Genomic DNA, 24,245 nt, shown 5'->3' with positions numbered 1-24,245 from the left:
CGCATCCGTTCCGAAATCGATCATTTTAGGTCCGCAGTTGCCTCCGGCAGCTGCGGATTTTCGTTTGTATTGCCTCGTATACGGGCAACGGGTGGTTAACGGATCGCGAGAAGAAAACGTCAAATCGTTCTGAATCTGCTAAAAAGCAGCAAAATTTTGCCAGAATATTACTAATTCAAAGGTCTTTTCGCCTGAAAATTTCCAAACTCTATAAATTGGAAAAATTTTAGGCGGCGCTTGTTGCTTTCAAACTTAAAATAAAGTTCCATCGGCGCGATCCGAATAGGAACCCTCGTGGTGTCCACGGCTTCAAAAGAATAACAAACCTGGGAAACGATATCATGAAAAAGATTTCTGTCCTGCTGGCAGTGACAGCCTTGACTTCGGTCATGGCAACGTCCGCCTGGTCGAAAACGCTTGTCTATTGCTCGGAGGGTTCGCCGGAAGGTTTCGATCCGGGTATCTACACTGCCGGTACCACGTTCGATGCTTCTTCGCGTACGGTCTACAGCCGCCTCGTCGAATTCAAGCATGGCAGCACCGAGGTCGAGCCCGGCGTCGCCGAAAGCTGGACCGTTTCCCCCGACGGCAAGGAATACACCTTCAAGCTCCGCAAGGGCGTGAAGTTCCAGACGACCGATTTCTTCACGCCGACGCGTGACCTCAACGCCGACGACGTCGTTTTCTCGATCAGCCGTCAGCTCAACACGGACAATCCGTGGGCCAAGTATGTCGCTGGCGGTTCGTATGAATATGCCGATGGCATGGGCTTCCCGAAGCTCATCAAGTCGGTCGAGAAGGTTGACGATCTCACCGTCAAGTTCGTCCTGAACCGTCCGGAAGCTCCGTTCATCGCCGACCTGGCCATGGACTTCGCCTCGATCCTGTCGAAGGAATATGCGGACAAGCTGCAGGCCGACGGCAAGATGGAGCAGATGAACCAGCAGCCGCTCGGCACCGGCCCGTTCACCTTCGTCGCCTACCAGCCGGATGCGGTCATCCGCTACAAGGCGAATGAATCCTACTTCAAGGGCAAGGAAAAGATCGACGATCTCGTCTTCGCGATCACGCCGGACGCATCCGTTCGCGCGCAGAAGCTGAAGTCCGGCGAATGCAACATCATGCCTTACCCGAACGCAGCCGACATCAAGGACCTGAAGGCGGACCCGAACCTCAAGGTTCTCGAGCAGGCCGGCCTGAACGTTTCCTACCTCGCCTACAACACGCTGGTTGCTCCCTTCGACAAGGTCGAAGTGCGCAAGGCGATCAACATGGCCGTCAACAAGCAGGCCATCGTCGACGCCGTCTTCCAGGGCTCGGCCTCGGTTGCGACCAACCCGATCCCGCCGACCATGTGGTCCTACAACAAGGACGTGAAGGACGACGCCTACAACCCGGACGAGGCCAAGAAGCTGCTTGAAAAGGCAGGCGTCAAGGATCTCAGCATGAAGATCTGGGCTATGCCGGTTTCGCGTCCCTACATGCTGAACGCGCGCCGCGCCGCCGAGCTGATGCAGGCGGACCTGGCCAAGGTCGGCGTCAAGGTCGAGATCGTCACCTACGACTGGGCCCAGTACCTGAAGCTCTCCTCCGCCAAGGACCGTGATGGTGCGGCTATCCTCGGCTGGACCGGCGACAACGGCGATCCGGACAACTTCCTTGACACGCTGCTCGGCTGCGACGCCGTCGGCGGCAACAACCGCGCACAGTGGTGCAACAAGGAATTCGACGATCTGGTGAAGAAGGCCAAGCAGACGGCCGACCTCAAGGAGCGCACGAAGCTCTATGAAGAGGCTCAGGTCGTCTTCAAGCGCGAAGCACCATGGATGACCATCGACCATTCGGAAGAGTTCATCCCGATGACGAAGAATGTCTCCGGCTACTCTCAGGATCCGGTCGGCGTTCATCGCTTCGACGGCGTCGATATCGCCGAATAACGAAAAATCTGTGAGAATGCCCGGCCAAGACCGGGCTACCCCGGCGGTCAGGCCCCTTGCCTGACCGCCGGAAAAATTTGGACATCTGCCATGTTGCGATTTCTTTTCAGCCGCCTAGCGGTGCTGATCCCGACATTCCTCGGCGTATCGATCGTTGCCTTCTCCTTCATTCGCCTGCTTCCCGGCGATCCTGTCATGCTGCTGTCGGGCGAACGTGTCATGTCGCCGGAACGTCATGCACAGATCTCCCACGATCTCGGCTACGACCAGCCGATGATCGTCCAGTACGGCAGGTACATCTGGAATGCCCTGCACGGCGACCTCGGCACCTCGATCACGACCAAGCGTGACGTACTGACCGACTTCATGACCTTCTTCCCGGCGACGCTCGAGCTGTCGATCTGCGCCATGATCCTGGCGATCTGTCTTGGCATCCCGGCCGGCGTTTTCGCCGCCGTCAAGCGCGGCACATGGTTCGACCAGAGTGTCATGGGCGTTGCCCTCATCGGCTATTCCATGCCGATCTTCTGGTGGGGCCTGCTGCTCATCATCGTCTTCAACGGCTATCTGCACTGGACGCCGGTTTCGGGCCGCATCGGCCTCATCTACTTCTTCAAGCCGATCACCGGCTTCATGCTGATCGACAGCCTGCTGTCCGGCCAGAAGGGCGCCTTCTGGTCCGCTCTCAATTCTCTGATCCTGCCGACCATCGTGCTCGGCACCATTCCGCTCGCCGTCATCGCCCGCCAGACGCGCTCCGCCATGCTCGAAGTGCTCGGCGAGGACTATGTGCGCACGGCCCGTTCCAAGGGCCTGTCGCCGCTGCGCGTCGTGTCCGTGCATGCGCTGCGCAATGCGATGATTCCGGTCGTCACCACGATCGGCCTCCAGGTCGGCGTGCTGCTCGGTGGCGCCATCCTGACCGAGAGCATCTTCTCCTGGCCGGGCATCGGCAAATGGATGATCGACGCGGTCTTCAAGCGCGATTATCCCGTGGTGCAGGGCGGGCTGCTGCTGATTGCCGGCATCGTCATGCTCGTCAATCTCGCTGTCGACCTGCTCTACGGCTTCGTCAATCCACGCATTCGTCACTAGGAGCGGTCCATGAGCACGGTAAGCGTCAAATCCGACCGTCCTTCCGCTCTCGCGGAGTTCTGGTACTACTTTTCCCGCAACAAGGGCGCCGTCATCGGCCTTGCGATCTTTCTCTTCGTCCTGTTCCTGGCGATCTTCGCCGGCGTGGTTTCGCCGCATGACCCCGATACCGCCTATGGCAGCGCCATGCAGCGCCTGCCGCCGGCCTGGGGTCAAGGCGGCAACAGCAGCTTCCTGCTCGGCACGGATGCCAACGGCCGCGATCTGCTGTCGCGCCTCATCTACGGCACGCGGTTCTCGCTGTTCATCGGCCTCGTCGTCGCATCGCTTTCGGCGATCGCCGGCATCCTGATCGGCCTCGTCGCCGGCTATGTTCGCGGCCGCACCGATACGATCATCATGCGCGTCATGGATATCATTTTGGCGGTGCCGTCGCTGCTGCTCGCCCTGGTGCTGGTGGCCATCCTCGGGCCGGGCCTGACCAATGCGATGATCGCGATCTCCATCGTCAACCAGCCGCATTTCGTTCGCCTGACGCGCGCATCCGTCATGGCCGAGCGTGACAAGGAATATGTCATCGCCTCGCGCGTTTCCGGCGCCGGCCCGCTGCGGCTGATGTTCAAGACGATCCTGCCGAACTGTCTCGGGCCGCTGATCGTGCAGGCGACGCTTGCCTTCTCGTCGGCCATTCTCGATGCCGCCGCCCTCGGCTTTCTCGGTCAGGGCGCCCAGCCTCCGACGCCGGAATGGGGCACGATGCTCGCGGATTCGCGCGAATTCTTCCAGAGCAACCCTTGGCTCGTTACTTTCCCCGGTCTCTGCATCCTGATCACGGTGCTCGCCATCAATCTGATGGGCGACGGCCTGCGCGATGCATTCGACCCGAAGCTGAAGAGGTCGTAATGGCACTCCTCGATATTTCCAATCTATCCGTTGAATTCCAGACTTCGTCCGGCCTGTTCCGGGCGGTCGATGGCGTCTCGCTGAAATGCGACAAGGGAGAAATCCTGTCGATCGTCGGCGAGTCCGGCTCCGGCAAGTCGGTCTCCATGCTTGCCATGATGGGACTTCTGCCCTGGACGGCGAAGATCACCGCCGACCGCATGACCTTCGACGGCAAGGACCTGCGCGGCATTTCCGCCCGCCAGCGCCGCAAGATCATCGGCAAGGATATGGCGATGATCTTCCAGGAGCCGATGTCGAGCCTCAATCCGTGCTTCACGGTCGGCTTCCAGCTCGGCGAAACCCTGCGTATCCACATGGGTCTGGACCGCAAGGCACGCCGCCAGCGCTCGATCGAGCTTCTGAATCTCGTCGGCATTCCGGCGCCCGAAGATCGCCTGTCGAACTTCCCGCACCAGATGTCGGGCGGCATGAGCCAGCGTGTCATGATCGCCATGGCGCTGGCCTGCAACCCGAAGCTCCTGATCGCCGACGAGCCGACCACCGCGCTCGACGTCACGATCCAGGCGCAGATCCTCGATCTGCTCGTTCGCCTGCAGCAGGAGCAGGGCATGGCGTTGGTGCTCATCACCCACGACATGGGTGTCGTGGCCGAAACGGCCGAGCGCGTGCAGGTGCAATATGCCGGCCAGAAGGTCGAGGAGCAGCCGGTCAAGGAATTGTTCCGCGATCCGCATCATCCTTATACGGCAGCGCTGCTCTCGGCTCTGCCGGAGCGCGCCGAAGTCGGCGAGCGCCTGCCGTCGATTGCCGGCGTCGTTCCCGGTCAGCACGATCGTCCGACGGGCTGTCTCTTTGCGCCGCGTTGTTCCTTCGCCACGCCGGAATGCGACAAGGGCGTCAAGCGCCAGGGCGCGGAGCTCGGCCTGACCCTTTGCAACTACCCGCTGGAACATGGCAAGCCGCTTGGCCACCCCGGCATTGCCGCCACGCAAACAGCAGGAGGTGCCGCATGACCGGCGCTGTTCTCGAAGGGCGCGATCTCGCCCGTTTCTACACCGTCAAGCGCGGCAGCTTCAAACCGGAGGCAACCGTCAAGGCATTGAACGGCGTCAGCTTCAGCCTGCAGTCCGGCCGCACGCTGGCGGTCGTCGGCGAATCCGGTTGCGGCAAGTCGACGCTCGCCCGCCTGGTGACGATGATCGAAAACCCGACATCGGGCGAATTGCTGATCGACGGCAAGCCCGCCAAGCTTGGCGACCGCAGCCTGCGCAGCGCCGTGCAGATCGTGTTTCAGAACCCCTATGGCTCGCTGAACCCGCGCCAGAAGGTCGGCTCCATCCTGGAGGAGCCGCTGAAGATCAACACCGATGACGATGCCGCCACCCGCCGCGGCAAGGCCGAAGCGATGATGGCGCGCGTCGGCCTGCGTCCGGAGCACTACGATCGTTACCCGCACATGTTCTCCGGCGGCCAGCGTCAGCGCATCGCCATCGCCCGCGCCCTGATGCTGCGGCCGAAGGTACTGGTGCTCGACGAGCCGGTCTCCGCGCTCGACCTGTCGATCCAGGCGCAGGTGCTGAACCTGCTGATGGACCTGCAGAAGGAAATGGGGCTTGCCTATCTCTTCATCTCGCACGGCCTTTCCGTCGTTCGCCATATCGCCGACGACGTGATGGTGATGTATCTCGGACGCCCGGTCGAGACCGGCACGGCGGAAGAGGTCTTCAGCCGGCCGCGCCATCCCTATACGGCGGCACTTCTGTCGGCGACGCCGATCGCCGACCCGGAACGCGAGAAGAACCGCATCCGCCTGCAAGGCGAGCTGCCTTCGCCGCTGAACCCGCCGAAGGGCTGCCACTTCAATCCACGTTGCTGGCGTGCTCAGGATCAGTGCCGGCAGGTTGCGCCGGAACTGGCGGGCGAGGGAACGCATAAATTTTCCTGTTTCTTTCCGCTGGATTGATCCAAGTTGCGAATCGGGCATGGCCAGCGAGAGCGGTCTTGCCCGGTTCAGTTCAATGATTCCGGACAGGCCCGATGCACGATAACCAAGACACGCCCCTCGCCATCATCGTCATGGGTGTGAGCGGCAGCGGCAAATCCTCGATCGGCGAGGGTGTGGCGGCTCGGCTCGGCGTCCATTTCATCGAAGGCGATGCGCTGCATCCGGCCGCCAATGTCGAAAAGATGAGCAAGGGCATTCCGCTGACCGACGAGGATCGCTGGCCTTGGCTCGAAAAGATCGGCGAGGTGATTACCGCAAGCCTTGCCAAGGGCGAGGGGATCGCCGTCTCCTGCTCGGCGCTGAAGCATTCCTATCGCGAGCGCCTGCGGGCATCCGCCAGCGGCCATCTCTATTTCATCTATCTCGAAGGCTCGAAGGCGCTGCTGACGAAGCGCATGGGCGAACGCAAGGGGCATTTCATGCCGGCCTCGTTGCTCGAAAGCCAGCTGCAGACGCTGGAGGTGCCGACCGGCGAGCCCGGCGTCGTGACCGTCGACATCGACGATACGATCGATGCGATCGTCGATGCGGCCGTCAAGAGCCTCAAGACAATTCTCTGAATCAACGGCTCAGGGCGCGAACCGGTTCGGAGCGTAAGCCGAAATATCGATGAACGGTTTCTCGCCGGTGATGAGTTCGGCAAGCACTCGGCCGGTTACCGGCCCGAGCGTCAGGCCGTGATGGGCGTGCCCGAAGGCAAACCACAGACCGTTGTGGCGCGGAGCCTTGCCGATGATCGGCATCATGTCGGGAGTGCAGGGGCGGGCGCCCATCCAGGGTTCCGGGTCGAGCCGCTCGCCGAGCGGGAAGGCGGCGCGGGCGATGGCTTCGGCGCGATCCAGTTGTACCGGCGTCTTCGGCGCATCGCGCAGAGCAAATTCGGCGCCGGTCGTCAGGCGAATGCCGCGGCTCATCGGCGCCAGCAGATAGCCGCGCTCGGCATCCAGCGTCCAGTTGTTGAGGACGGCATTGCCCTCGGCCGCATAATGCATGTGATAGCCGCGCTTGACCCCAAGCGGAAAGGCGTAGCCGAAGCGTTTCGTCACCAGGTCGGCCCAGGGACCGAGCGCAACGACGACATCCTCCGCCTCGATCGACCCTTCCGCCGTCACCATTCTCCAGGAAGAGCCAGCCATGCCGAGCGAGACCGCATCCCCCGTCGTTACACGGCCGCCGATGCTCTCGAAGTAGCGGCGATAGGCCGCCGTCAGCCCATGCGGGTCCAGAACGGACCAGGGATCGCGCCAGCGCAGGGCGCCGGCAAAGCTGCCTCTCAGATGCGGCTCGGCGGCCGCGAGTTCCGCGCTGCTCAAAGCGTCGGAACCGATCCCGAATTCGCGGTTGAGGCGCTCGGCTTCGGCAAATTCCGCGTCGCGCTTCTCGTTCGACCGGAACAGCTCGACCCAGCCGTTCTTGCGGATCAGTTCCTCGGCATGCGAGGCTTCGATAAGGTCGTTGTGCTCGCTGACGGAATGTTCGATCAGCGGCGCATAGGCGCGCGAGATCATCTCGTGGCGCTTCGTATTGGAGTTCCACCAATAGCGCGCGAGGAAGGCGATCTGTGCGGGCAGGGCGCGCAGATGATAATGCGCATCGACGCGATTGTTGAAGGCATAGCGCAGCAGCAGGCCGAACTGCTGCGGAAAGCCGTAGGGAACGACGCCTTCGCGCTGGATGAGGCCGGCATTGCCGAAGGAGGTTTCCCGGCCGGGCTCCTTCCTGTCGACGAGAACGACCTGGCGGCCCCGCCGCTGGAGATGAATTGCCGTCGAAACACCGACGATGCCCGCACCGAGAACGATTGCGTCCTTTGTCATTTTATCCTGCTATCCGCATGCTCATTGCACGGCCCCGTGGTTCTTCAAGGCTGGCTGCCATTGCCCGGACCGTGCTCTAAGCATCGAAAATGCCTGCCAAATTTCGGCGGCGCAATTGAAAAATGCGATCAGTGCACACTCTGTCGCAAGCAGGCGTTTTCGGCGCGAATGCGGATTGTCAGAATGATGCCGTTCAGCAGCGAAAAGATCGCGGCGTAAAGCGGCATGCCGAAGGCGAGCGGCAATACGGCGATCTCGCCCACGACGATCGCATAGTTCGGATGGCTGAGGAGGCGATAGGGTCCTTTCCTCACGAGAGCCGCGCCGGGCAGAATGATGATGCGCGTCGTCCACCGCTCTTTCAGCGTCGCCAGCACCCAGAGACGTAATCCCTGCAGAACCATGAACAACAGGAACCAGGCGGGATCGACCGGTCTGCCGATGGCCAGCTGCCACAATCCGATCAGCCAGGCTGCGTGCATCGCCACCATGAGGGGATAGTGCTCCGGCGCGTATTCCCGGGCGCCGCGGGCAAGCAGGGCGGCGGTGTTGCGCCGGGCGTAGACCAACTCCGCCAGTCGTTGCAGCGTCACGAATGTCAGAAGCGCGATCGATGGCCACAGCATCAGGCGGCCCTCTTCAGGGTGATGCAGCTTGCCGAGAAGCCCGGGCCCATGGCGAGCAAGACCGAGCGGTCCGGCAATCCCGACGCAATCATGCGCTCCAGCACGAACAGCACGGTGGGGGAGGACATGTTGCCGTAGTCGCCGATCACCTCGCGCTCGACATCGAGAGAGCCGCTTTCGAGGCCAAGCGCGCGCTCGAGAGCCGCCAGCACCTTGGCGCCGCCGGGATGGCAGATGAAGCGATCGATATCCGAGAGCAGAAGGCCGGATCGTTCCAGAATGCCGGCGACGGCACCTCTCAGATGGGTCTCGGCAAAGACCGGCAGCGACTGTTCGAGCACGATGCCGAAGCCGGTGTCGTCGATTTTCCAGCCCATGATGCCAAGGCTGTCGGGAAAGAGGTGTTCGCCGGTTGATTCGATTTCCACGATGCCGCTTTCACCGGCCCGCAGCACGCAGGCTGCGGCACCGTCGCCAAACAGCGCCGTCGCAATGATGTTGGGCCGCGTCAGTTCGTCCAGGCGGAAGGCGAGCGAGCAGAGTTCGATCGCAACGAAAAGGACGACGGCGCCCGGCCGGCTTCGCGCCATTTTCGTCGCGACGGCAAGGCCGGATACGCCCGCCGCGCAGCCAAGGCCGAAGATCGGCACCCGCTCGATATCGCAGCGGAAACCCATCTCGCCGGCAAGCCGCGCCTCCAGGCTCGGCGTCGCAACCCCGGTGGATGATGCCGTGACGATGCAGTCCACCTGATTGGCCTCGACGCCTGCACGCTGCAGCGCCGTGGTCGCACTCCGGCGGAAAAGCTCGGACGCGACCTCCGTATAGGCGCCCATGCGATCCTGCCAGCCATGCGGCTGCTCGAACCAGGAAAGCGGACGAGCGGCGTGGCGTTTGCGTATACCCGCGCTCTCGAATACGCGGGCGAGGTATTTGAAGTCCTGGAAGCGCTGTGAAAACAGGCGGCTCGCCGTCTCGGCGGCCTCCGTCTGGAGAATGATGTTATCAGGCGTTGCGACGGCGAGGCTAAGAAGTTTAACGGTATCGTTCACGGTTTTCTCCTGCGGCCCTTGAAGGGCATGTCGGCGAAAACACGCGATGACGGCGGTCTATTCGATACCGGCGCAGTCACGAAAGAGTGACGGCTGCCAAGCTCGCAATGTACGGAAAAAATTCGTCGCCCGTCCGAATAAAAGGCGCGGCCGGTGTGTTCTCCTCTCGCAACGTTCATTTTGCCAAGGAGACATTCCATGACGACCAAAACATTTCGCCTGGCTTTCATCGCCCTCGGCGCAAGCCTGACACTCGGCGCCTTCGCCGTTCCCGTCTTTGCCGCCGGCGACGATTCGAGCACGACGCCGACCTGCAAGAAGGGCGAGATCTACGATCAGAAGACGAAGAAATGCGTCAAGCAGCAGGGCGCCAACGTCACCGATGAAAATCGCGCCGACTACGCCTATTCGCTGGCCAAGAAGGATCATCGCTATCAGGAAGCCCTGGCGGTTCTGGATACGATGAAGAACCCGAACACGGCCGAGGCGCTGAACTATCGCGGCTATGCCACCCGCAAGCTCGGCCGCACGGACGAAGGCATTTCCTACTACACGAAGTCCGTGGCCATGGACCCGAAATATACGCTGGTTCGCGAATATCTCGGCGAAGCCTACGTCATCAAGGGCCAGATGGATCTCGCCAAGGATCAGCTGAGCACGATCAAGACGCTCTGCGGCAACACGAGCTGCGAGGAATATCGCGACCTTCACGCCGCGATCCTCAATCCTTCCAGCCTCTGAACGCGGGTTCAGATCAACGATGACGACGGTGAGCAGGGAGCTTTGCGAGAGATATGGGAGTGATGCCAGTCGCTCGAGGCGCGATTTCTGCTTATAGTCGGTCCGCAATGGAGCCGCCGAAACGGTCGGCGGCTCCCGGACGTGCCAATGCGGCGGAGGATGCCATAGCGAGTGAAGAGGATATCAGGGCAGGTCTGTCCCAGCACCTGACGCGGCTGTGGCGCTATGCCGTGGTGCTGTCGCGCCAGCGGGACGTCGCCGACGATCTCGTTCAGGCGACCTGCGTCAGGGCCCTGGAGCGGGCGGCCCAGTTTACGGCAGGCACGCGGCTCGATCGCTGGCTGTTTGCCATCCTCCATTCGATCTGGCTGAACGAGGTCCGTTCGCGACGGGTGCGCATGGGGCAGGGCTTCGTGGATGCCGACGAGACGCTGGTTTTCGACGGTGCGCATGAAACCGAAACGCATATTCTGGCCGGGCAGGTGCTGCAGCGCGTGCAGACATTGCCGGAGGCGCAGCGTACCGCCGTGTTCCTGGCCTATGTCGAGGGGCTCTCCTATCGCGAAGTGGCCGAGATCCTGGAGGTGCCGATCGGCACGGTCATGAGCCGGCTGGCTGCGGCGCGGGCAAAGCTCGCGGAGGGCATGGGGACGATGGCCGGCGCCGGGCTTTCCGGGAGCGGGCGACTGGGGAATGGAAATGAGTGAATTGAACAAAGGACAGATGCCCACGGACGAGCAGCTTACCGCCTTCATCGATGGCGAGCTGGATGTGGCCGATTGTGAACGGATCGAACGGTTGATCGCCGACGACGAGCGTGTGGCGGAGCGGTTCGATTTCCTGTCGCGGAGCTCGCTGCCCTTCGCGGAGGCATTCCAGCCGATACTTGCCGAAGCCCCGGCGGCAAAGCTCGAGGCCATGCTTGCGGCCATTCCCTCCGGACGGGAAAGCAATGCACGCTCTGTCGGCTTCGGTCGCCGTGGTTTCCTTGCGGCGGTCGCGGCCAGTTTCGTCGCGGCCATTGCCATAGACCGCGCGGTGATCGACATCGGCCATCGGCTTTCGAAACCGGATGAGGATACCGAATGGCGAGCCGTGGTCGCGGAATATCTTTCGCTCTATACGGCGGATACGCTGAGCGCCCCGGCCGGCGACCATGCGCAGCAGGTCGCGCAGCTGAATGACGTCGGCGCGAAGTTGGACCTGCCGTTGAAGCCGGAAGCCGTTGCCATGGCGGGCGTCGAATTCAAGCGCGCCCAGATCCTGAATTATGATAGCAAGCCGCTGGCCCAGATCGCCTATCTCGATCCGGAAAGCGGCCCCATGGCGCTTTGCATCGTCCAGTCCACCAAGGGGGCATCCGCGCCGGACATGGAAAATCGCCGGGGCATGAATGTCGTCTATTGGTCGAGCCCCACCCATGCCTTCATGCTGATCGGCCATGCGCCGATCGATCGCATGCAGCAACTTGCGGCTGATGTCAGGGCGCATCTGATCGCCTGATGGCTGCTTCCCGCACGTCCAAACCGGCGTGATTCAAAAAGAATTTGGCGAAAACCCTTCCTGCTGGTATTCTTTGCCCAACGAAAATCGAACGAGCGCCAGCTGCATGCCCCAGGGCCTTGCGCGGCGCGGTGGAAAAGATACGTGAGTGACCCCGACAGCGGCTCAGCGCCGCAGGCAGACGGGGCGTCGGCAGCAGAGCGCAGGAAGGGTAAATCCTCCCGGCGCGCGAAGCGTAAGCGTGGCCATGGCCGCCCGAACGCTCATTCTGCGGAGGCCAGCCAGGCAGGCAAGTCCAGCCAGGTGGCGCAACGCCCAGCAGAGGACGATGCCGGCTCACCGGCCCGAAAGCGCAAGCGCCGACGCCGTGCACGCGGCGGAGCCCAAGGTGGTGCGCAACCTGCTTCCCAGACGCAACAACCTTCGTCCGCGCCCGAACACCGGATCGCGGCGGATCACGGCCATCCTTCATCGCACAAGGGCGGCAAGAACCGGCGCAAGCATCGCAGCAAGCGCGGCCTGCAGGGCCGGCCGCTGGCGCATGAGAAGACGGCGCAGGTCGTCGCTCCCGCAACCACGCCTTCAAACGCGCACGCTCCGGCCTATGACGATCACCGTCAGAACCGGCAGTCGCAGCCGCGACGCGAGGGGCAGGGGCAACATCATCATGCCGACGCCGATTCCCGTCCGCTCGACCTCTATGCCGCCCTCGACCTCGGCACCAACAATTGCCGCCTGCTCATAGCGCAGCCGACCCGCCCCGGACAGTTCCGGGTTGTCGATGCCTTTTCGCGGATCGTACGCCTCGGCGAAGGGCTCGGCGCCAGCGGACGGCTATCCGGCGATGCCATGGATCGGGCTGTCGAGGCGCTGCGCATCTGCGCGGCGAAGCTGAAGACGCGCGAAATCCGCCGTATGCGGCTGATCGCGACCGAGGCCTGCCGCGCTGCAGACAATGGCGAAGCTTTCCTCTCGCGGGTGACCGAAGAGACGGGATTGCGGCTGGAGATCATCGATCGCGAAACCGAGGCGCGGCTTGCCGTCTCGGGTTGCTCGTCGCTGGTTGGGCCGGAGGCGCGCTCGGTCGTGCTGTTCGATATCGGCGGCGGCTCTTCCGAAATCGCCGTCATCCGGATCGGCGAGAACCGCTCCAGCCGGCTTGCCAACCACATCACCCATTGGACCTCGCTGCCTGTCGGCGTCGTGACGCTCTCGGAGCGGCATGGCGGACGCGACGTGACGCCGGAGCTGTTCGAGACGATGGTGTGCGAAGTCCAGCGCATGCTCGAGCGTTTCGATTGCCCGCCGGTGTACGGTGCCGCGCGCGACAGCGGCGATTTCCATCTGATCGGGACATCCGGCACGGTGACGACGCTCGCCGGCGTCCATCTCGATCTGCCGCGCTACGACCGGCGCAGGGTCGACGGCGTCTGGCTGTCGGATGACGAAGTGAGCGCGATGCAGGCCAAGCTCCTGTCCTGGGATTTTGCCGGCCGCGCCGCCAATCCCTGCATCGGGCCGGATCGCGCCGATCTGGTATTGGCCGGATGCGCCATTCTGGAGGCGATCCGCCGCCGCTGGCCGAGCCCGCGCATGCGGGTTGCCGACCGCGGCCTGCGCGAGGGATTGCTGACCGACATGATGGCAGACGATGGCGTGTGGCGGCGGGGCCGCGCGCGTCGCGGCGGCCATCGACCGAGGGATATGAAGGGGCCTCAGACGTGACCAAGCCAACCATCGCCGGCAACCGCACGGGCCGTAAGCTCGGCCAGCGCGTCAAGAAGAAGAAGCTGAAAGCTTCCTCGCGCCAATGGCTGCAGCGGCATATCAACGATCCCTATGTCCAGCGCGCCCAGCTTGAAGGTTATCGCGCCCGCGCCGCTTTCAAGCTGCTGGAGATCGACGAGAAGCATCAGATCCTGAAGGGCGCGCGCCGCATCATCGATCTGGGGGCCGCACCGGGCAGCTGGTCGCAGATCGCCGCCAAGGTGACCGGATCGACCGAAGAGGAAATCCGCGTCGCAGCCATCGATTTTCTGGAAATGGCGCCTCTGCCGGGCGTTGCCATCCTGCAGCTCGACTTTCTGGAGCCGGATGCGCCGCAGCGGCTGATCGATGCGGTCGGCGGTACGCCTGATCTCGTCCTGTCGGACATGGCCGCGCCGACCACGGGCCATCATCGCACCGACCATCTGCGCACCATGCATCTCTGCGAAGTCGCGGCGCATTTTGCCGTCGAAGTGCTGGCGGAAGGCGGGCATTTCCTCGCCAAGACGTTCCAGGGCGGTACGGAGCGCGATCTTCTGGCATTCCTGAAGCAGAACTTCCGTCAGGTTATCCATGTGAAGCCGGGCGCCTCCAGAGCAGAATCGGTGGAAATGTTCCTGCTGGCGAAGGGCTTCAAGGGACGCAAGGCCGATGGGGAAGACACGCAGGCTTGATCCCGTTGTCTCTTTCGTCCGATGATGCCGGTTCCCAAGGCATCACGGACGATCAAGACCCCATCATGCTCCTCTACGTAACGCTCGGCTCCAACGACATCTCTCGCGCTCAAGGCTTTTATGACGCCGTTATGCCTGTGCTCGGCTATCGGCGTCAGCGTGAATCGGATGAGGAAATCGGCTATGCCGCCGATGGCGATACGCGTTGCCGGTTCTGGGTGGTCATGCCCTATAATCAGCGAGCGGCAACCATCGGCAATGGCTCAATGGTTGCCTTGCATGCCGAAAGCCGCGCCGCTGTCGATGCCTTTCATGCCGCGGCCCTGGCGCATGGCGGCACGGATGAAGGCAAGCCGGGCCTGCGCTCCTTCCACGCCAGTTTCTATGCGGCTTACGTCCGCGACCCCGACGGCAACAAGCTGAGCGCCGTCTGTGAGAGACCGGAATAGGTCCCGATTGCGCTGAGACGCGACAGGGATGGGCTCATTTTGCAGCAGGCTGCTGCACTTGAGGCTGCGGTTGTGGCTGTGCGGCGGCGACGCGCTTCAGGCCGGCCTTGTGGCCGGACACCATGGCGCCGGCATTGCGATCCATCCGAATGAACGGGATGGTCGCAACGACGGTCAGGATCGAGATGCAGAAGAAGGCGACGTGGAAATCGCTGACCTGCAGTTCCGTGCCGCGGAAGAATGTGGAGGTTTCCAGGATCATCGCAGCCACAGCGACGCCGAGCGCCAGGCTGATCTGCTGCATCACGGAGCTCATGGACGTCGCCTGGCTGGCCTGCTTGTCGCTGATATCGGCAAAGGCGAGCGCGTTGATGCCCGTGAAGAAGAAGGAGCGCGAGAAGCCGCCGACCAGCAATATGGCGATGATGACGAGATGCGGCGTCCAGGGCTGGAAGAGGCCGGTGCAGATCGTCGTGACCGTCGTCACGGCCGCAGCGGAAAGCAGCGCGGTCTTGAAGCCGACCGCGGTAAACACCCGGCGAGCTATGAACTTGGTGGTAATCGCGCCGATCGCCCCGGCAAAGGTGATGAGGCCGGACTGGAACGGATTGAGGCCGAAGCCGAGCTGCAGCATCAGCGGCGTCAGGAACGGCATGGCGCCGATGCAGATGCGGAACAGCGTGCCGCCGGTGACCGAAGCGCGGAAAGTGGTGTTTTTCAGAAGCGACAGGTTGAGGATCGGCGCGGGGTGACGGCGCGCATGCCCGACATAGAGAAAGCCGCAGATGAAGCCGATCACGACGGCCGAGATGCCGATATAGGGCGGCAACGCCGGCAGGCTGATGACGGACATGCCGAAGACCACGCCGGACGCCGCAAAGGACGTCAGCAGGAAGCCGATGACATCGAGCTTCGGCGGCATGGTCGCTTCGACGTCGGGCAGGAAGATCGACGACAGGATGACGCCGAGAATGCCGACGGGCACGTTGATCAGGAAGATCCAGTGCCAGGAGGCATAGGTGGTGATGAAGCCGCCAAGCGGCGGGCCGGCGAGCGGGCCGACAAGGGCAGGAATGGACAGCAGCGCCATCGCGGAAACCAGATCGCTCTTCTGCGTCGTGCGCACCAGCACCAGACGCCCGACCGGCGTCATCATCGACCCGCCGACGCCCTGCAGGAAGCGGGCGAAGACGAATTCCAGCAGGCCGCCGGAAACGGCGCACATGATGGAGCCGATGACGAAGACGCAGATGGCGACGCGGAAGATGTTCTTCGCGCCGAAGCGATCCGCCATCCAGCCGCTGATCGGTATGAACACGGCCAGCGACACCATGTAGGAGGTAAGCGCCAGCTTCAGCGTGATCGGGCCGACATGGAGATCGTTGGCGATGGCCGGCAGCGCTGTCGCGATGACCGTGGAATCCATCTGTTCCATGAAGAGAGCTACGGCGAGGATCAATGGAACGATGCGATTCATAGGCATCTGCCTTGATAGGTCTGTCTTCGGGAAGGCTGCCGCCAAGGGCGGTCAGCCGCTCTGTAGTCCTATGCGAGGCTGCTGCCAATCCCGGATTTTGCTCCATGACTGCTTGGGGATCACGTCTTCGTGATATCCATTGCCGCATGGTGCGGAACGCAAGATTTGACATATGCTAAGAGCATGGAAATGCTAAACGCATAAAACGTCGTTCGGTGTATTAGCGGATTTGGATGGGATTGTCATGACCAAACTTTCGGTCGAGCACGATGACGCCCGATGCCGTTGCTGCCGGCGACGACGATAGGCGCAGCTTACGCTACGCCTCATAACAAGGAGTGAGATCATGACTGCTGTCCCGCCCCCAGAGACGCACCAGTTCAAATTGGGATCCTGTACCGTCACCGCCGTCAGGGACGGCGCCAACGTCATGGACAATCCCTGGGAAATCTTCGGCTCGAACCAGACGCCCGACACCGTGCGTAAACTGCTGGAGCAGAATTTCCTGCCGACGGAAAAGTTCGTCAACAGCTATACGCCCGCCATCATCGATACCGGTTCCGATGTGATCGTCGTCGACACCGGCTTCGGTGAAGCCGGCCGCGCCCGCGGCTTCGGCCGTTTCCGCAAGGGGCTGAAGGCTGCCGGCTACACGCCGGAGCAGGTGACCGTCGTCGCTCTCACCCATCTGCACGGCGATCATATCGGCGGTTTGCTGGAAGAGGGCGCCCCGGCCTTTCCGAACGCCCGCTATGTTGCCGGCGAGATCGAATATGCCTTCTGGACGGACAAGGCGCGCGAGGGAACGCCGGCGGAAGGCGGACAGAAGGCCGTTCTTGCCAATATCGTGCCCTTCGCCGAAAAGATGACCTTCCTGAAGGACGGCGACCAGATCGTCAGCGGCATGACCGCGATGCTGGCGCCCGGCCACACGCCCGGCCATCTCGTCTTTCATCTCGAATCGGACGGCAAGCAGCTGGTCATGACCGGCGATACCGCCAATCACTATATCCTGTCGGTCGGTCGCCCCGATTGGGAGGTCCGGTTCGATGCGGACAAGATGCAGGCCGCGAAAACCCGCCGTCGCATCTTCGACATGATCGCCGCCGACCGCATTCCTTTCCTCGGCTTTCATATGCCTTTCCCTGCCGTCGGCTTCGTGGAGAAGCAGCCGGAAGGCTTCCGCTACATTCCGAAAACCTACCAGCTTGAAATCTGACGCCGGAAGGCCGGGAAGAAGCTTGCGCGCCCGGCATATCTGCCGGACGCTTTTTGCTATTCCCTTCCTGTCATGAACGTGTTACCAGCCCTCGCCAACTTCCAAGCAACACTTGCAAGATCGCCCGGTAGACGATTCGTTCCGGGCTTTCCTGTTTTTCACAGACGAAGGAATTGGCCATGGCACGCATTATTGAAACGTCAACCGGGTTGGATGCGCTGACATTCGACGACGTGCTCCTGCAGCCGGGACACTCCGAGGTCATGCCCGGCCAGACCAACGTAGCCACCCGTATCGCCCAGGACATCGAGCTCAACCTTCCGATCATTTCGGCGGCGATGGATACGGTGACCGAAAGCCGTTTGGCGATCGCCATGGCGCAGGCCGGCGGTATCGGCGTTATCCACCGTAATCTGACGCCGGTGCAGCAGGCCGAAGAGGTTCGCCAGGTCAAGAAGTTCGAAAGCGGCATGGTGGTCAATCCCGTGACCATCGGCCCCGAGGCAACGCTTGCCGATGCGCTCGGCCTGATGAAGGAAAACGGCATCTCCGGCATTCCGGTCGTTGAGAAGTCGCAGCGCCCCGTCGGCATCCTGACCAATCGCGACGTTCGTTTCGCCTCCGACCCCCAGCAGAAGATCTATGAGCTGATGACCCGTGAAAACCTCATCACGGTCACGGACGGCGTGCAGCAGCAGGAAGCCAAGCGCCTGCTCCACAAGCACCGCATCGAGAAGCTGCTGGTCGTGGATGGCGACGGTCGCCTGGTCGGCCTGATTACTGTCAAGGACATCGAGAAGTCGCAGCTTAACCCGAACGCTTCCAAGGACGCACAGGGCCGCCTTCGCGCTGCCGCCGCCATTAATGTCGGCGACGATGGCTTCGAGCGCGCCGAGCGCCTGATCGAGGCCGGCGTCGACCTTCTGGTCGTCGATACCGCCCACGGCCATTCTCAGCGCGTTCTCGACGCCGTCACCCGCGTCAAGAAGCTCTCCAATTCCGTTCGCATCATGGCCGGCAATGTCGCCACCTATGACGGCACGCGGGCGCTGATCGACGCCGGCGCCGACGCCGTCAAGGTCGGTATCGGCCCCGGTTCGATTTGCACCACCCGCATCGTTGCCGGCGTTGGCGTGCCGCAGCTTGCAGCCATCATGTCAGCGGTCGAGGCGGCGCAGGAACAGAACATCCCCGTCATTGCCGATGGCGGCATCAAGTTCTCCGGCGATCTTGCCAAGGCGATCGCTGCCGGCGCATCGGCCGTCATGATCGGCTCGCTGCTGGCCGGCACGGACGAAAGCCCGGGGGAAGTCTTCCTCTACCAGGGCCGCTCCTTCAAGGCATATCGCGGCATGGGTTCTGTCGGCGCGATGGCGCGCGGCTCGGCCGACCGCTATTTCCAGGCCGAGGTCCGCGACACGCTGAAGCTCGTGCCGGAAGGCATCGAAGGTCAGGTTCCCTACAAGGGTTCCGTTTCCGGCGTGCTGCACCAGCTCGCCGGCGGCCTCAAGGCCGCGATGGGCTATGTCGGCGGCGCCGATATCAAGGATTTCCAGCGGCGCGCGACCTTCGTGCGCATCTCCGGCGCGGGCCTGCGCGAAAGCCACGCCCATGACGTCACGATCACCCGCGAAAGCCCGAACTATCCGGGCGCGGGCGGCTGATCGATGGAAGATCGCGCTCAGGGCAACGCCAGGTCCTTGCAGGGCCTGGCGGCTATCCTCGCGGCTCTTTCGCTCGCTCTTTTTGCCTGGATCCAGGCTGGTTTCGTCAGGGCATTCAGCGATGCCGCAGCCGGGCAGTCGATGCTCGACGTGCGCATCGGCGGCTATGAGCGCGACGACGTCATCGCCATGCTGCGCTATCTCAAGGATCATCCCGATCCGGCGACGATCCTGCACTCCATGTATCTCGGACCGGAACTGATCTTCCCGCTGGTGTTGGGTGGATTGCTGTTCTGCCTGATGCGGCTGGTCGGCCCCGGCGGCTTCTTCTTCGGCCGCCCCATTCCGCCCGGCGCGGCGACAGTCATTTTCTGCCTGCCGATCTTTTATACGATTGTCGATTATGCCGAGAATATCGCCGGCCTGATGCTCTACCCGCCGGCAACGCCATCCGATGCCACGATATCGCTGCTGGCGGGCCTGCTTCCGATCATCGTCAGGCTGAAATTCCTGACGCTGGTGGTGACGGTTATTCTACTGGCCCGTTTCGCAATTTTTCGCTACCTGTCGCCAGACGGCTCCAGACCGTCCTGATCGATCCTATCGGCTTTCGGAAATTCTAAAGGAGTTGGCAGCGTGACAGGCTACGAAATGTTCTGGCCCATGGTGGCGCATGCGGTGCTGGTCTTCATTCTTTATGCCCTTCTGGGATGGCGCCGCCGCACCCTGGTAAAGGCCGGCCGCATCCAGCCCGTACAGTTTCGCGAGAACCACGCGGCCAACGAGCCGGCCGAAAGCCTAGTGGTGCGAAACAGCATCGCCAACCAGTTCGAATTGCCCTTGCTCTTTCACGCCTGCTGCATCGTGCTTTACGTTACCCAGGCCGATAATCTGCCGGCCGTGATCCTTGCCTGGATCTTCGTCGCCACGCGCTATGCTCATGCGTTCGTGCACGTCACCAGCAACAACCTGCGCTATCGCAGCCCGCTCTTTGCTGTCGGTTTTCTAGTCCTTGCCGGCATGTGGGTCTGGCTCGGCATCTGGCTCGCCTTCTCCTGATGCCGCGTGCGATGCTGCGGGAAGCAACCTGCGGTAACGTGTTTGTGTTTTTCCTTTACCGTTCCGCGGTCGCTGGCTGACCTATCTTGTCAGCGGGTGGCCTGCCGCACCATGCGGGCTGCCGGGGAAAAATGGGAGAACAGGACCATGAGCACGGAAAAACCCGTTGTGACGCAGGCGATGATCAACGCCTATGACGAATACACGCATCTGACGCTCGATCGTCGGGGTTTCATGGAAAAGCTGACCAGGCTTGCAGGCTCGGCCGGCGCCGCCGCCGCGATCGCGCCGCTGCTTGCCGCCAACAAGGCGAGCGCCGAAGTCGTTTCTGCCGACGACAACAGGCTGGAAGCGAAGGATGTGACTTTTGCAGGCAGCAAGGGTGAGATGAAGGGCTATCTCGTTCGCCCGAAAGACGCGGCCGGCAAGCTCGGCGGCGTCATCGTCATCCACGAGAACCGCGGCCTCAATCCGCACATCCGCGATATCGCCCGCCGCATGGCGCTGGAAGGATTCGTGGTTCTGGCGCCGGATTTCCTTTCCCCGCTTGGCGGCACGCCGGAGGACGAGGACAAGGCGCGCGACATGTTCACCAATCTCGATCCGGCATTGACGGCTGACAATGCCGAGGCGAGCCTGACCTATCTTGCCAAGCTCGACGGGAGCAACGGCAAGGTGGGGGCCGTCGGCTTCTGCTGGGGCGGCGGCCTCGTCAACCGTTTCGCGACCATCTCGCCGGAGCTGAAGGCAGGCGTCGCCTATTACGGCGCGCAGCCGCCGGCAAGCGCTGTGCCCGATATAAAGGCGGCTCTGCTGCTGCACTATGCCGGGCTGGACGATCGCATCAATGCCGGCATCGATGCCTATCGCAAGGAGCTGCAGGCAGGCGGCAAGACCTTCGAGATCTTCGTCTACGACGGGGTCAATCACGCCTTCAACAATGACACCTCGGCTGCCCGCTATGACAAGAAGGCGGCCGATCTTGCCTGGGGCAGGACGGTTGAATTCCTGAAGAAGTACCTGTCCTAGAACGATACGGATAGCCGGCGCCGGGTCGCCGGCGATGCGGTTGACGACGGGGCCGAAACCATGTTCCGGCCCCTGTTCCGGAGTTTGCTTGCGGCTCCTAAGTAATGATTAAAATTGGACTTTTCCCGTTTACGCGCATTGAACGCGTCGAATGTCATAGCGTCTGCGCGCCTGAGCGCCGTTCAGTATGACAATGAAACGGGTAAAGAATGAATTCGAACAACCCTGACCGCGTGACGTTCCGAAAAAAGCCACAGCAGGAGCGAAGCATCCAGCGCGTCGATGCCATCCTGACGGTGGCAGCCGCTCTGATCGCCGAGAAGGGGATCAGCGCCATGAAGATGACGGAACTGGCGGCAGTCGCCGCCATCCCGATCGGCTCGGTCTATCAGTATTTCCCGGACAAGGCGGCAATCGTCAGGGCCTTGCTCGAGCGACACGCCGGTCTCGTCCAGCAGAAGGTCGAGGAATCCTTTGCCGCCGTGACATCGCTCGAACACGCCATCGAACTGGCCTGCGGCATGATCGATTGGTACTACCGCGAATTTCGCAGCGACCCCGCCTATCTCGGCGTATGGCTCGGAACCGAGATCGACAAGGATATCCTGCAGCTGAACATAGCGCACAGCGGCCGTGTCGCCGATATATTCCTGGAGAGCGTTCGGCCATTCCTTCCCGCCGAAAGCCGGATCGACCTGAAGGCGCGGACCCAGCTTTTCAGCCATCTTATCGGCGCATCGGTTCGCTTTGCCGTCATGAGCGACGATGGGATGGCAAGGCGCATGCTTCACGAATGGAAGCAGGTGATTCGCGTCACCCTGCTGGCGGAGCCTGCACCTTAGGAAAGGTCGAAAGCGGTCGGTTGAAACCTGCCGCTCACCAACCCGGCAGGATATGGCTGGCGCGCGGCCTTGAATGATAGCGCGCATAGGTCTTCACGTCGCTATCGAGATCGTCGTCCACCACGGCCGGCGTGATGTTGTCCAGACAGGCCGAGATATGGGCGGTGATCGCGTTCATGAGGGAGGCCGATAGGCCGGCCCGCTTCATGATGCCGATCTGCACCGGCGGCAGCGGCGGGAAGCCGTCTGCCTGGGTCAGTACCTTCATGCCGGTGCGCAACGCCGATTCCGGCATGACCGAAACGGCCATGCCGGCAAGCACCGCTGCGGCAACGACCGTGCAGGACCAGCTGGTGAACAGGATCTGATAGTCTCGGCCGCCGGCATCCAGCGCCGAGCAGGCAAGCTGGCGCCACTGGCAATCGCGCCGGCCGACGGCAAGCGGAATGGGCGCATCGTCGCGCAGCGGATGGTTGGCCGAGCCGACCCAGCAGAGCGGCTCCGTCCGCACCACATCCGACATGCGCTCGCGCGGATTGTGGGTGACGAGCGCTATATCGAGTTCGCCGCGATGCATGCGCTCGCCAAGATCGACCGAGGGTTCGCAGACGATATAAAGCTCGACGTTCGGATGCGTCTTGGCGAAGCGGCCGATGATCTCGGGCATATAGCGGTCGGCATAATCGTCCGGCGTGCCGATGCGCAGCGTGCCTTCGAGCCGGTTGTCGTCGAACGCCGCCATCGCCTCGTTGTTCAGGCGAATGATGCGGCGGGCATAGTTCAACAGCTTTTCGCCCTCTGCCGTCAGGCGGTTGCCACGGCCGTCCTTGATGAAGAGCTGCTTGCCGACACGCTCTTCCAGCCGGCGCATCTGCATGGAAACCGCCGACTGCGTCTTGAACACCCTGTCGGCTGCCTTGGTGAAGCTGCCGGAATCCACGATTGCGATGAAGGTCTGCAACTGATCGATATCAAGCGGCGCGGACATGAGTTCACCTATAAAGGAGTTTGATAGTTATCATTAGAAACATTCGTTGGACTGATCAATAGGGCTTTGGCATCTTCCTAATGCAATTCAGCATACCAATTGAACAGAGACTCCTGTCGAACTCCTCCCCGGCCTGCGCCCCTTTTCCGGTTCATCGGAAAGGGGCTCGGCTGGCGTGTGCCCTAGGGAAAGGAATACGGAAATGCGCACGACAGATCGGACCCTTGACCTCGGCCTGGCAACACCATCGCTGTCGCTGACGGCACGCATGATGCTTGCTCTTGCCAAAGTGGCTACCGTCTGGCGCGCAATCCGAAATCGCCAGGAGATCAGCTATCTGAACGAGCTGAACGACAGCCAGCTGCGGGACATCGGCCTCAGCAGGCAGGATCTGAACGCCGCGCTGACCACCTCGACCTTCTTCGAGGACCCGTCCGGCCATCTGACCAATTCCGCGCGTCGCCGCACGCGCCTCTCCGCCTTCAGCAGCTTCCGAGGCTGATGCCGGACAACAGTTTCCCCGCAGGGTGATAGCCAATAAGCCCTGCCTCTTTCCCGGTGTTCGGCCCAAGGGCCAACACCGGGTTTTTTCTTTTTGGAGATGGTGTTTCCGCCATGCGGCACGCGCGGAAAAGTTGCCTCCAACCGCAATTGTCTTATCTTACCGACTGATCGAAACAGCAGGGATGCGACGATGGCAACGGTGATCTTCTTCCACTCCGTCTATGGCTTGCGCTCGCTCGAGCATGAAGCGGTCGAGCGCGTGCAGGCGGCCGGGCACAAGGCTTTCGCGCCGGATCTCTATGACGGGCTGATTGCCCGGTCGATCGAGGAAGGCTTCGAATTCAAGGACGAAATCGGCTGGCCGACCATCTGCGAGCGGGCGGAATGGGCGCTTGCCGGCCTGCCGGGCTCGACGGTGCTTGCCGGGTTTTCGATGGGGGCTGCCGTTGCGGCGAGCCTCTGGCCCAGGCGGGAGAGGACCGCCGGCATCCTTTTCCTGCACGGACTTGCCGCCATTGCCGACAATGCGCGCAAGGGCTTGCCGCTGCAGCTTCATCTCGCCGATCCGGACCCATTCGAGCCGGCGGAAGACGTCGCCGCCTGGCGGCTGGCAGCCTCCCGATCCGGGATATCGGCCGAGGTCTTCACCTATCCCGGCGGTGGCGGCCATCTCTACACCGATGCCAGCCTGCCCGATTATGACGCCAGGGCAGCCGATCTCACCTGGAAGCGTGTTATTGGTTTCCTTGATGCCATCGACGCCCAGACTTGAACTGAAGCAACTTGTCGCCTAGTTTATAGGCATCAGTGATACCAACAGGATGTGTGCAACAATGGATTCCACCTCGACCGCAATGCCGCTCAGCCTTGCCATCGGGGAAATTCCTGCTC

At 62.2% G+C, this 24,245-nt stretch carries 25 protein-coding genes; 20 read left to right on the top strand and 5 right to left on the bottom strand.

What is annotated here, in order from left to right; all coding sequences use genetic code 11:
• Nucleotides 1-341: 341 nt before the first annotated feature.
• The 6 genes from GR212_RS01205 (at nt 342) to GR212_RS01180 (ending at nt 6,503) form a co-directional block, all read left to right on the top strand.
• Nucleotides 342-1,937, top strand: coding sequence for an ABC transporter substrate-binding protein (locus tag GR212_RS01205; RefSeq protein WP_163984636.1), 1,596 nt, complete (start codon nt 342-344; stop codon nt 1,935-1,937).
• Nucleotides 1,938-2,027: 90 nt separating this feature from the next.
• Nucleotides 2,028-3,032: an ABC transporter permease subunit gene (locus tag GR212_RS01200; RefSeq protein WP_163984635.1), complete on the top strand. Its 1,005-nt coding sequence runs from the start codon at nt 2,028-2,030 to the stop codon at nt 3,030-3,032.
• 9 nt (nt 3,033-3,041) lie between these two features.
• Nucleotides 3,042-3,935, top strand: coding sequence for an ABC transporter permease subunit (locus GR212_RS01195; protein ID WP_163984634.1), 894 nt, complete (start codon nt 3,042-3,044; stop codon nt 3,933-3,935).
• Nucleotides 3,935-4,951 (top strand): ABC transporter ATP-binding protein, encoded by a 1,017-nt coding sequence (locus tag GR212_RS01190; RefSeq protein WP_163984633.1) that lies wholly within the window; start codon nt 3,935-3,937, stop codon nt 4,949-4,951. Before GR212_RS01195 ends, GR212_RS01190 begins: the two co-directional genes overlap by 1 nt.
• Complete coding sequence (locus GR212_RS01185) at nt 4,948-5,901, top strand: peptide ABC transporter ATP-binding protein (protein WP_163984632.1); 954 nt, start codon at nt 4,948-4,950, stop codon at nt 5,899-5,901. Before GR212_RS01190 ends, GR212_RS01185 begins: the two co-directional genes overlap by 4 nt.
• A gap of 74 nt (nt 5,902-5,975) precedes the next feature.
• Nucleotides 5,976-6,503: a gluconokinase gene (locus GR212_RS01180; RefSeq protein WP_163984631.1), complete on the top strand. Its 528-nt coding sequence runs from the start codon at nt 5,976-5,978 to the stop codon at nt 6,501-6,503.
• Between the two features lie 9 nt (nt 6,504-6,512).
• On the opposite strand, the gene GR212_RS01175 is transcribed toward GR212_RS01180, so the two are convergent.
• The 3 genes from GR212_RS01175 to GR212_RS01165 all read right to left on the bottom strand — a co-directional run bounded on the left by GR212_RS01175 (nt 6,513) and on the right by GR212_RS01165 (nt 9,438).
• Complete coding sequence (locus tag GR212_RS01175) at nt 6,513-7,760, bottom strand: NAD(P)/FAD-dependent oxidoreductase (protein WP_163984630.1); 1,248 nt, start codon at nt 7,758-7,760, stop codon at nt 6,513-6,515.
• Between the two features lie 128 nt (nt 7,761-7,888).
• Entirely contained in the window at nt 7,889-8,386 is a 498-nt protein-coding gene (locus tag GR212_RS01170; RefSeq protein WP_163984629.1) for an isoprenylcysteine carboxyl methyltransferase family protein, read from the bottom strand.
• Nucleotides 8,386-9,438 carry a 3-oxoacyl-[acyl-carrier-protein] synthase III C-terminal domain-containing protein gene (locus GR212_RS01165; protein ID WP_163984628.1) on the bottom strand — a complete coding sequence of 351 codons (1,053 nt, stop codon included), beginning with the start codon at nt 9,436-9,438 and terminating at the stop codon, nt 8,386-8,388. Before GR212_RS01165 ends, GR212_RS01170 begins: the two co-directional genes overlap by 1 nt.
• A gap of 198 nt (nt 9,439-9,636) precedes the next feature.
• Here GR212_RS01165 and GR212_RS01160 point away from each other — a divergent pair, with 198 nt between their 5' ends.
• From GR212_RS01160 to GR212_RS01135, 6 genes are all read left to right on the top strand, one after another.
• Complete coding sequence (locus GR212_RS01160; protein WP_163984627.1) at nt 9,637-10,179, top strand: tetratricopeptide repeat protein; 543 nt, start codon at nt 9,637-9,639, stop codon at nt 10,177-10,179.
• A gap of 62 nt (nt 10,180-10,241) precedes the next feature.
• On the top strand, nt 10,242-10,886 hold the full coding sequence (locus GR212_RS01155) for an RNA polymerase sigma factor (RefSeq protein ID WP_163984626.1): 645 nt from the start codon (nt 10,242-10,244) through the stop codon (nt 10,884-10,886).
• On the top strand, nt 10,879-11,682 hold the full coding sequence (locus tag GR212_RS01150) for an anti-sigma factor family protein (protein ID WP_246725660.1): 804 nt from the start codon (nt 10,879-10,881) through the stop codon (nt 11,680-11,682). The genes GR212_RS01155 and GR212_RS01150 overlap by 8 nt, the downstream gene beginning before the upstream one ends.
• A 144-nt stretch (nt 11,683-11,826) precedes the next feature.
• Nucleotides 11,827-13,407, top strand: a complete 1,581-nt coding sequence (locus GR212_RS01145; protein WP_163984625.1) for a Ppx/GppA phosphatase family protein — start codon at nt 11,827-11,829, stop codon at nt 13,405-13,407.
• The gene (locus GR212_RS01140) at nt 13,404-14,123 is read left to right on the top strand and encodes an SAM-dependent methyltransferase (protein WP_163984624.1); all 720 of its coding nucleotides are present in this window, start codon (nt 13,404-13,406) and stop codon (nt 14,121-14,123) included. The genes GR212_RS01145 and GR212_RS01140 overlap by 4 nt, the downstream gene beginning before the upstream one ends.
• A gap of 65 nt (nt 14,124-14,188) precedes the next feature.
• Complete coding sequence (locus GR212_RS01135; RefSeq protein WP_163984623.1) at nt 14,189-14,572, top strand: VOC family protein; 384 nt, start codon at nt 14,189-14,191, stop codon at nt 14,570-14,572.
• Nucleotides 14,573-14,606: 34 nt separating this feature from the next.
• On the opposite strand, the gene GR212_RS01130 is transcribed toward GR212_RS01135, so the two are convergent.
• The gene (locus GR212_RS01130) at nt 14,607-16,049 is read right to left on the bottom strand and encodes an MFS transporter (RefSeq protein ID WP_163984622.1); all 1,443 of its coding nucleotides are present in this window, start codon (nt 16,047-16,049) and stop codon (nt 14,607-14,609) included.
• A gap of 346 nt (nt 16,050-16,395) precedes the next feature.
• Between GR212_RS01130 and GR212_RS01125 the strand changes: the two genes are divergently transcribed.
• The 6 genes from GR212_RS01125 to GR212_RS01100 all read left to right on the top strand — a co-directional run bounded on the left by GR212_RS01125 (nt 16,396) and on the right by GR212_RS01100 (nt 21,862).
• Entirely contained in the window at nt 16,396-17,268 is an 873-nt protein-coding gene (locus tag GR212_RS01125; RefSeq protein ID WP_163984621.1) for an MBL fold metallo-hydrolase, read from the top strand.
• Between the two features lie 179 nt (nt 17,269-17,447).
• On the top strand, nt 17,448-18,932 hold the full coding sequence (gene guaB, locus GR212_RS01120) for an IMP dehydrogenase (protein ID WP_163984620.1): 1,485 nt from the start codon (nt 17,448-17,450) through the stop codon (nt 18,930-18,932).
• 3 nt (nt 18,933-18,935) lie between these two features.
• Nucleotides 18,936-19,526: a hypothetical protein gene (locus GR212_RS01115; protein WP_163984619.1), complete on the top strand. Its 591-nt coding sequence runs from the start codon at nt 18,936-18,938 to the stop codon at nt 19,524-19,526.
• A 42-nt stretch (nt 19,527-19,568) separates the two neighbouring features.
• Nucleotides 19,569-19,991, top strand: coding sequence for an MAPEG family protein (locus GR212_RS01110; RefSeq protein WP_163984618.1), 423 nt, complete (start codon nt 19,569-19,571; stop codon nt 19,989-19,991).
• A 147-nt stretch (nt 19,992-20,138) separates the two neighbouring features.
• Complete coding sequence (locus tag GR212_RS01105) at nt 20,139-21,020, top strand: dienelactone hydrolase family protein (RefSeq protein ID WP_163984617.1); 882 nt, start codon at nt 20,139-20,141, stop codon at nt 21,018-21,020.
• Nucleotides 21,021-21,229: 209 nt separating this feature from the next.
• Nucleotides 21,230-21,862: a TetR/AcrR family transcriptional regulator gene (locus GR212_RS01100; protein WP_163984616.1), complete on the top strand. Its 633-nt coding sequence runs from the start codon at nt 21,230-21,232 to the stop codon at nt 21,860-21,862.
• Between the two features lie 34 nt (nt 21,863-21,896).
• Here the strand turns inward: GR212_RS01100 and GR212_RS01095 are convergent, their stop codons facing one another.
• Nucleotides 21,897-22,850, bottom strand: a complete 954-nt coding sequence (locus GR212_RS01095; RefSeq protein WP_163984615.1) for a LysR substrate-binding domain-containing protein — start codon at nt 22,848-22,850, stop codon at nt 21,897-21,899.
• 202 nt (nt 22,851-23,052) lie between these two features.
• Between GR212_RS01095 and GR212_RS01090 the strand changes: the two genes are divergently transcribed.
• Together GR212_RS01090 and GR212_RS01085 are read left to right on the top strand one after the other, a co-directional pair.
• Nucleotides 23,053-23,352 (top strand): DUF1127 domain-containing protein, encoded by a 300-nt coding sequence (locus GR212_RS01090; RefSeq protein ID WP_163984614.1) that lies wholly within the window; start codon nt 23,053-23,055, stop codon nt 23,350-23,352.
• 192 nt (nt 23,353-23,544) lie between these two features.
• A complete protein-coding gene (locus tag GR212_RS01085; RefSeq protein WP_163984613.1) occupies nt 23,545-24,126 on the top strand; it encodes a dienelactone hydrolase family protein in 582 nt (193 codons plus the stop codon).
• Nucleotides 24,127-24,245 lie beyond the last annotated feature (119 nt).

Source organism: Martinezella lusitana (assembly GCF_010668395.1).
Taxonomy (GTDB): Bacteria; Pseudomonadota; Alphaproteobacteria; order Rhizobiales; family Rhizobiaceae; genus Rhizobium; species Rhizobium lusitanum_A.
The sequence above is the reverse complement of the archived record's forward strand: the minus strand, read 5'-3'. Positions and strand labels throughout refer to the sequence as shown.

Coding starts and splice junctions, on each gene's coding strand:
- GR212_RS01205 (WP_163984636.1), top strand. CDS start 342: ATGAAAAAGATTTCTGTCCTGCTGGCAGTGACAGCCTTGACTTCGGTC.
- GR212_RS01200 (WP_163984635.1), top strand. CDS start 2,028: ATGTTGCGATTTCTTTTCAGCCGCCTAGCGGTGCTGATCCCGACATTC.
- GR212_RS01195 (WP_163984634.1), top strand. CDS start 3,042: ATGAGCACGGTAAGCGTCAAATCCGACCGTCCTTCCGCTCTCGCGGAG.
- GR212_RS01190 (WP_163984633.1), top strand. CDS start 3,935: ATGGCACTCCTCGATATTTCCAATCTATCCGTTGAATTCCAGACTTCG.
- GR212_RS01185 (WP_163984632.1), top strand. CDS start 4,948: ATGACCGGCGCTGTTCTCGAAGGGCGCGATCTCGCCCGTTTCTACACC.
- GR212_RS01180 (WP_163984631.1), top strand. CDS start 5,976: ATGCACGATAACCAAGACACGCCCCTCGCCATCATCGTCATGGGTGTG.
- GR212_RS01175 (WP_163984630.1), bottom strand. CDS start 7,760: ATGACAAAGGACGCAATCGTTCTCGGTGCGGGCATCGTCGGTGTTTCG.
- GR212_RS01170 (WP_163984629.1), bottom strand. CDS start 8,386: ATGCTGTGGCCATCGATCGCGCTTCTGACATTCGTGACGCTGCAACGA.
- GR212_RS01160 (WP_163984627.1), top strand. CDS start 9,637: ATGACGACCAAAACATTTCGCCTGGCTTTCATCGCCCTCGGCGCAAGC.
- GR212_RS01155 (WP_163984626.1), top strand. CDS start 10,242: ATGCCAGTCGCTCGAGGCGCGATTTCTGCTTATAGTCGGTCCGCAATG.
- GR212_RS01150 (WP_246725660.1), top strand. CDS start 10,879: ATGAGTGAATTGAACAAAGGACAGATGCCCACGGACGAGCAGCTTACC.
- GR212_RS01135 (WP_163984623.1), top strand. CDS start 14,189: ATGCTCCTCTACGTAACGCTCGGCTCCAACGACATCTCTCGCGCTCAA.
- GR212_RS01130 (WP_163984622.1), bottom strand. CDS start 16,049: ATGAATCGCATCGTTCCATTGATCCTCGCCGTAGCTCTCTTCATGGAA.
- GR212_RS01125 (WP_163984621.1), top strand. CDS start 16,396: ATGACTGCTGTCCCGCCCCCAGAGACGCACCAGTTCAAATTGGGATCC.
- guaB (WP_163984620.1), top strand. CDS start 17,448: ATGGCACGCATTATTGAAACGTCAACCGGGTTGGATGCGCTGACATTC.
- GR212_RS01115 (WP_163984619.1), top strand. CDS start 18,936: ATGGAAGATCGCGCTCAGGGCAACGCCAGGTCCTTGCAGGGCCTGGCG.
- GR212_RS01105 (WP_163984617.1), top strand. CDS start 20,139: ATGAGCACGGAAAAACCCGTTGTGACGCAGGCGATGATCAACGCCTAT.
- GR212_RS01100 (WP_163984616.1), top strand. CDS start 21,230: ATGAATTCGAACAACCCTGACCGCGTGACGTTCCGAAAAAAGCCACAG.
- GR212_RS01095 (WP_163984615.1), bottom strand. CDS start 22,850: ATGTCCGCGCCGCTTGATATCGATCAGTTGCAGACCTTCATCGCAATC.
- GR212_RS01090 (WP_163984614.1), top strand. CDS start 23,053: ATGCGCACGACAGATCGGACCCTTGACCTCGGCCTGGCAACACCATCG.
- GR212_RS01085 (WP_163984613.1), top strand. CDS start 23,545: ATGGCAACGGTGATCTTCTTCCACTCCGTCTATGGCTTGCGCTCGCTC.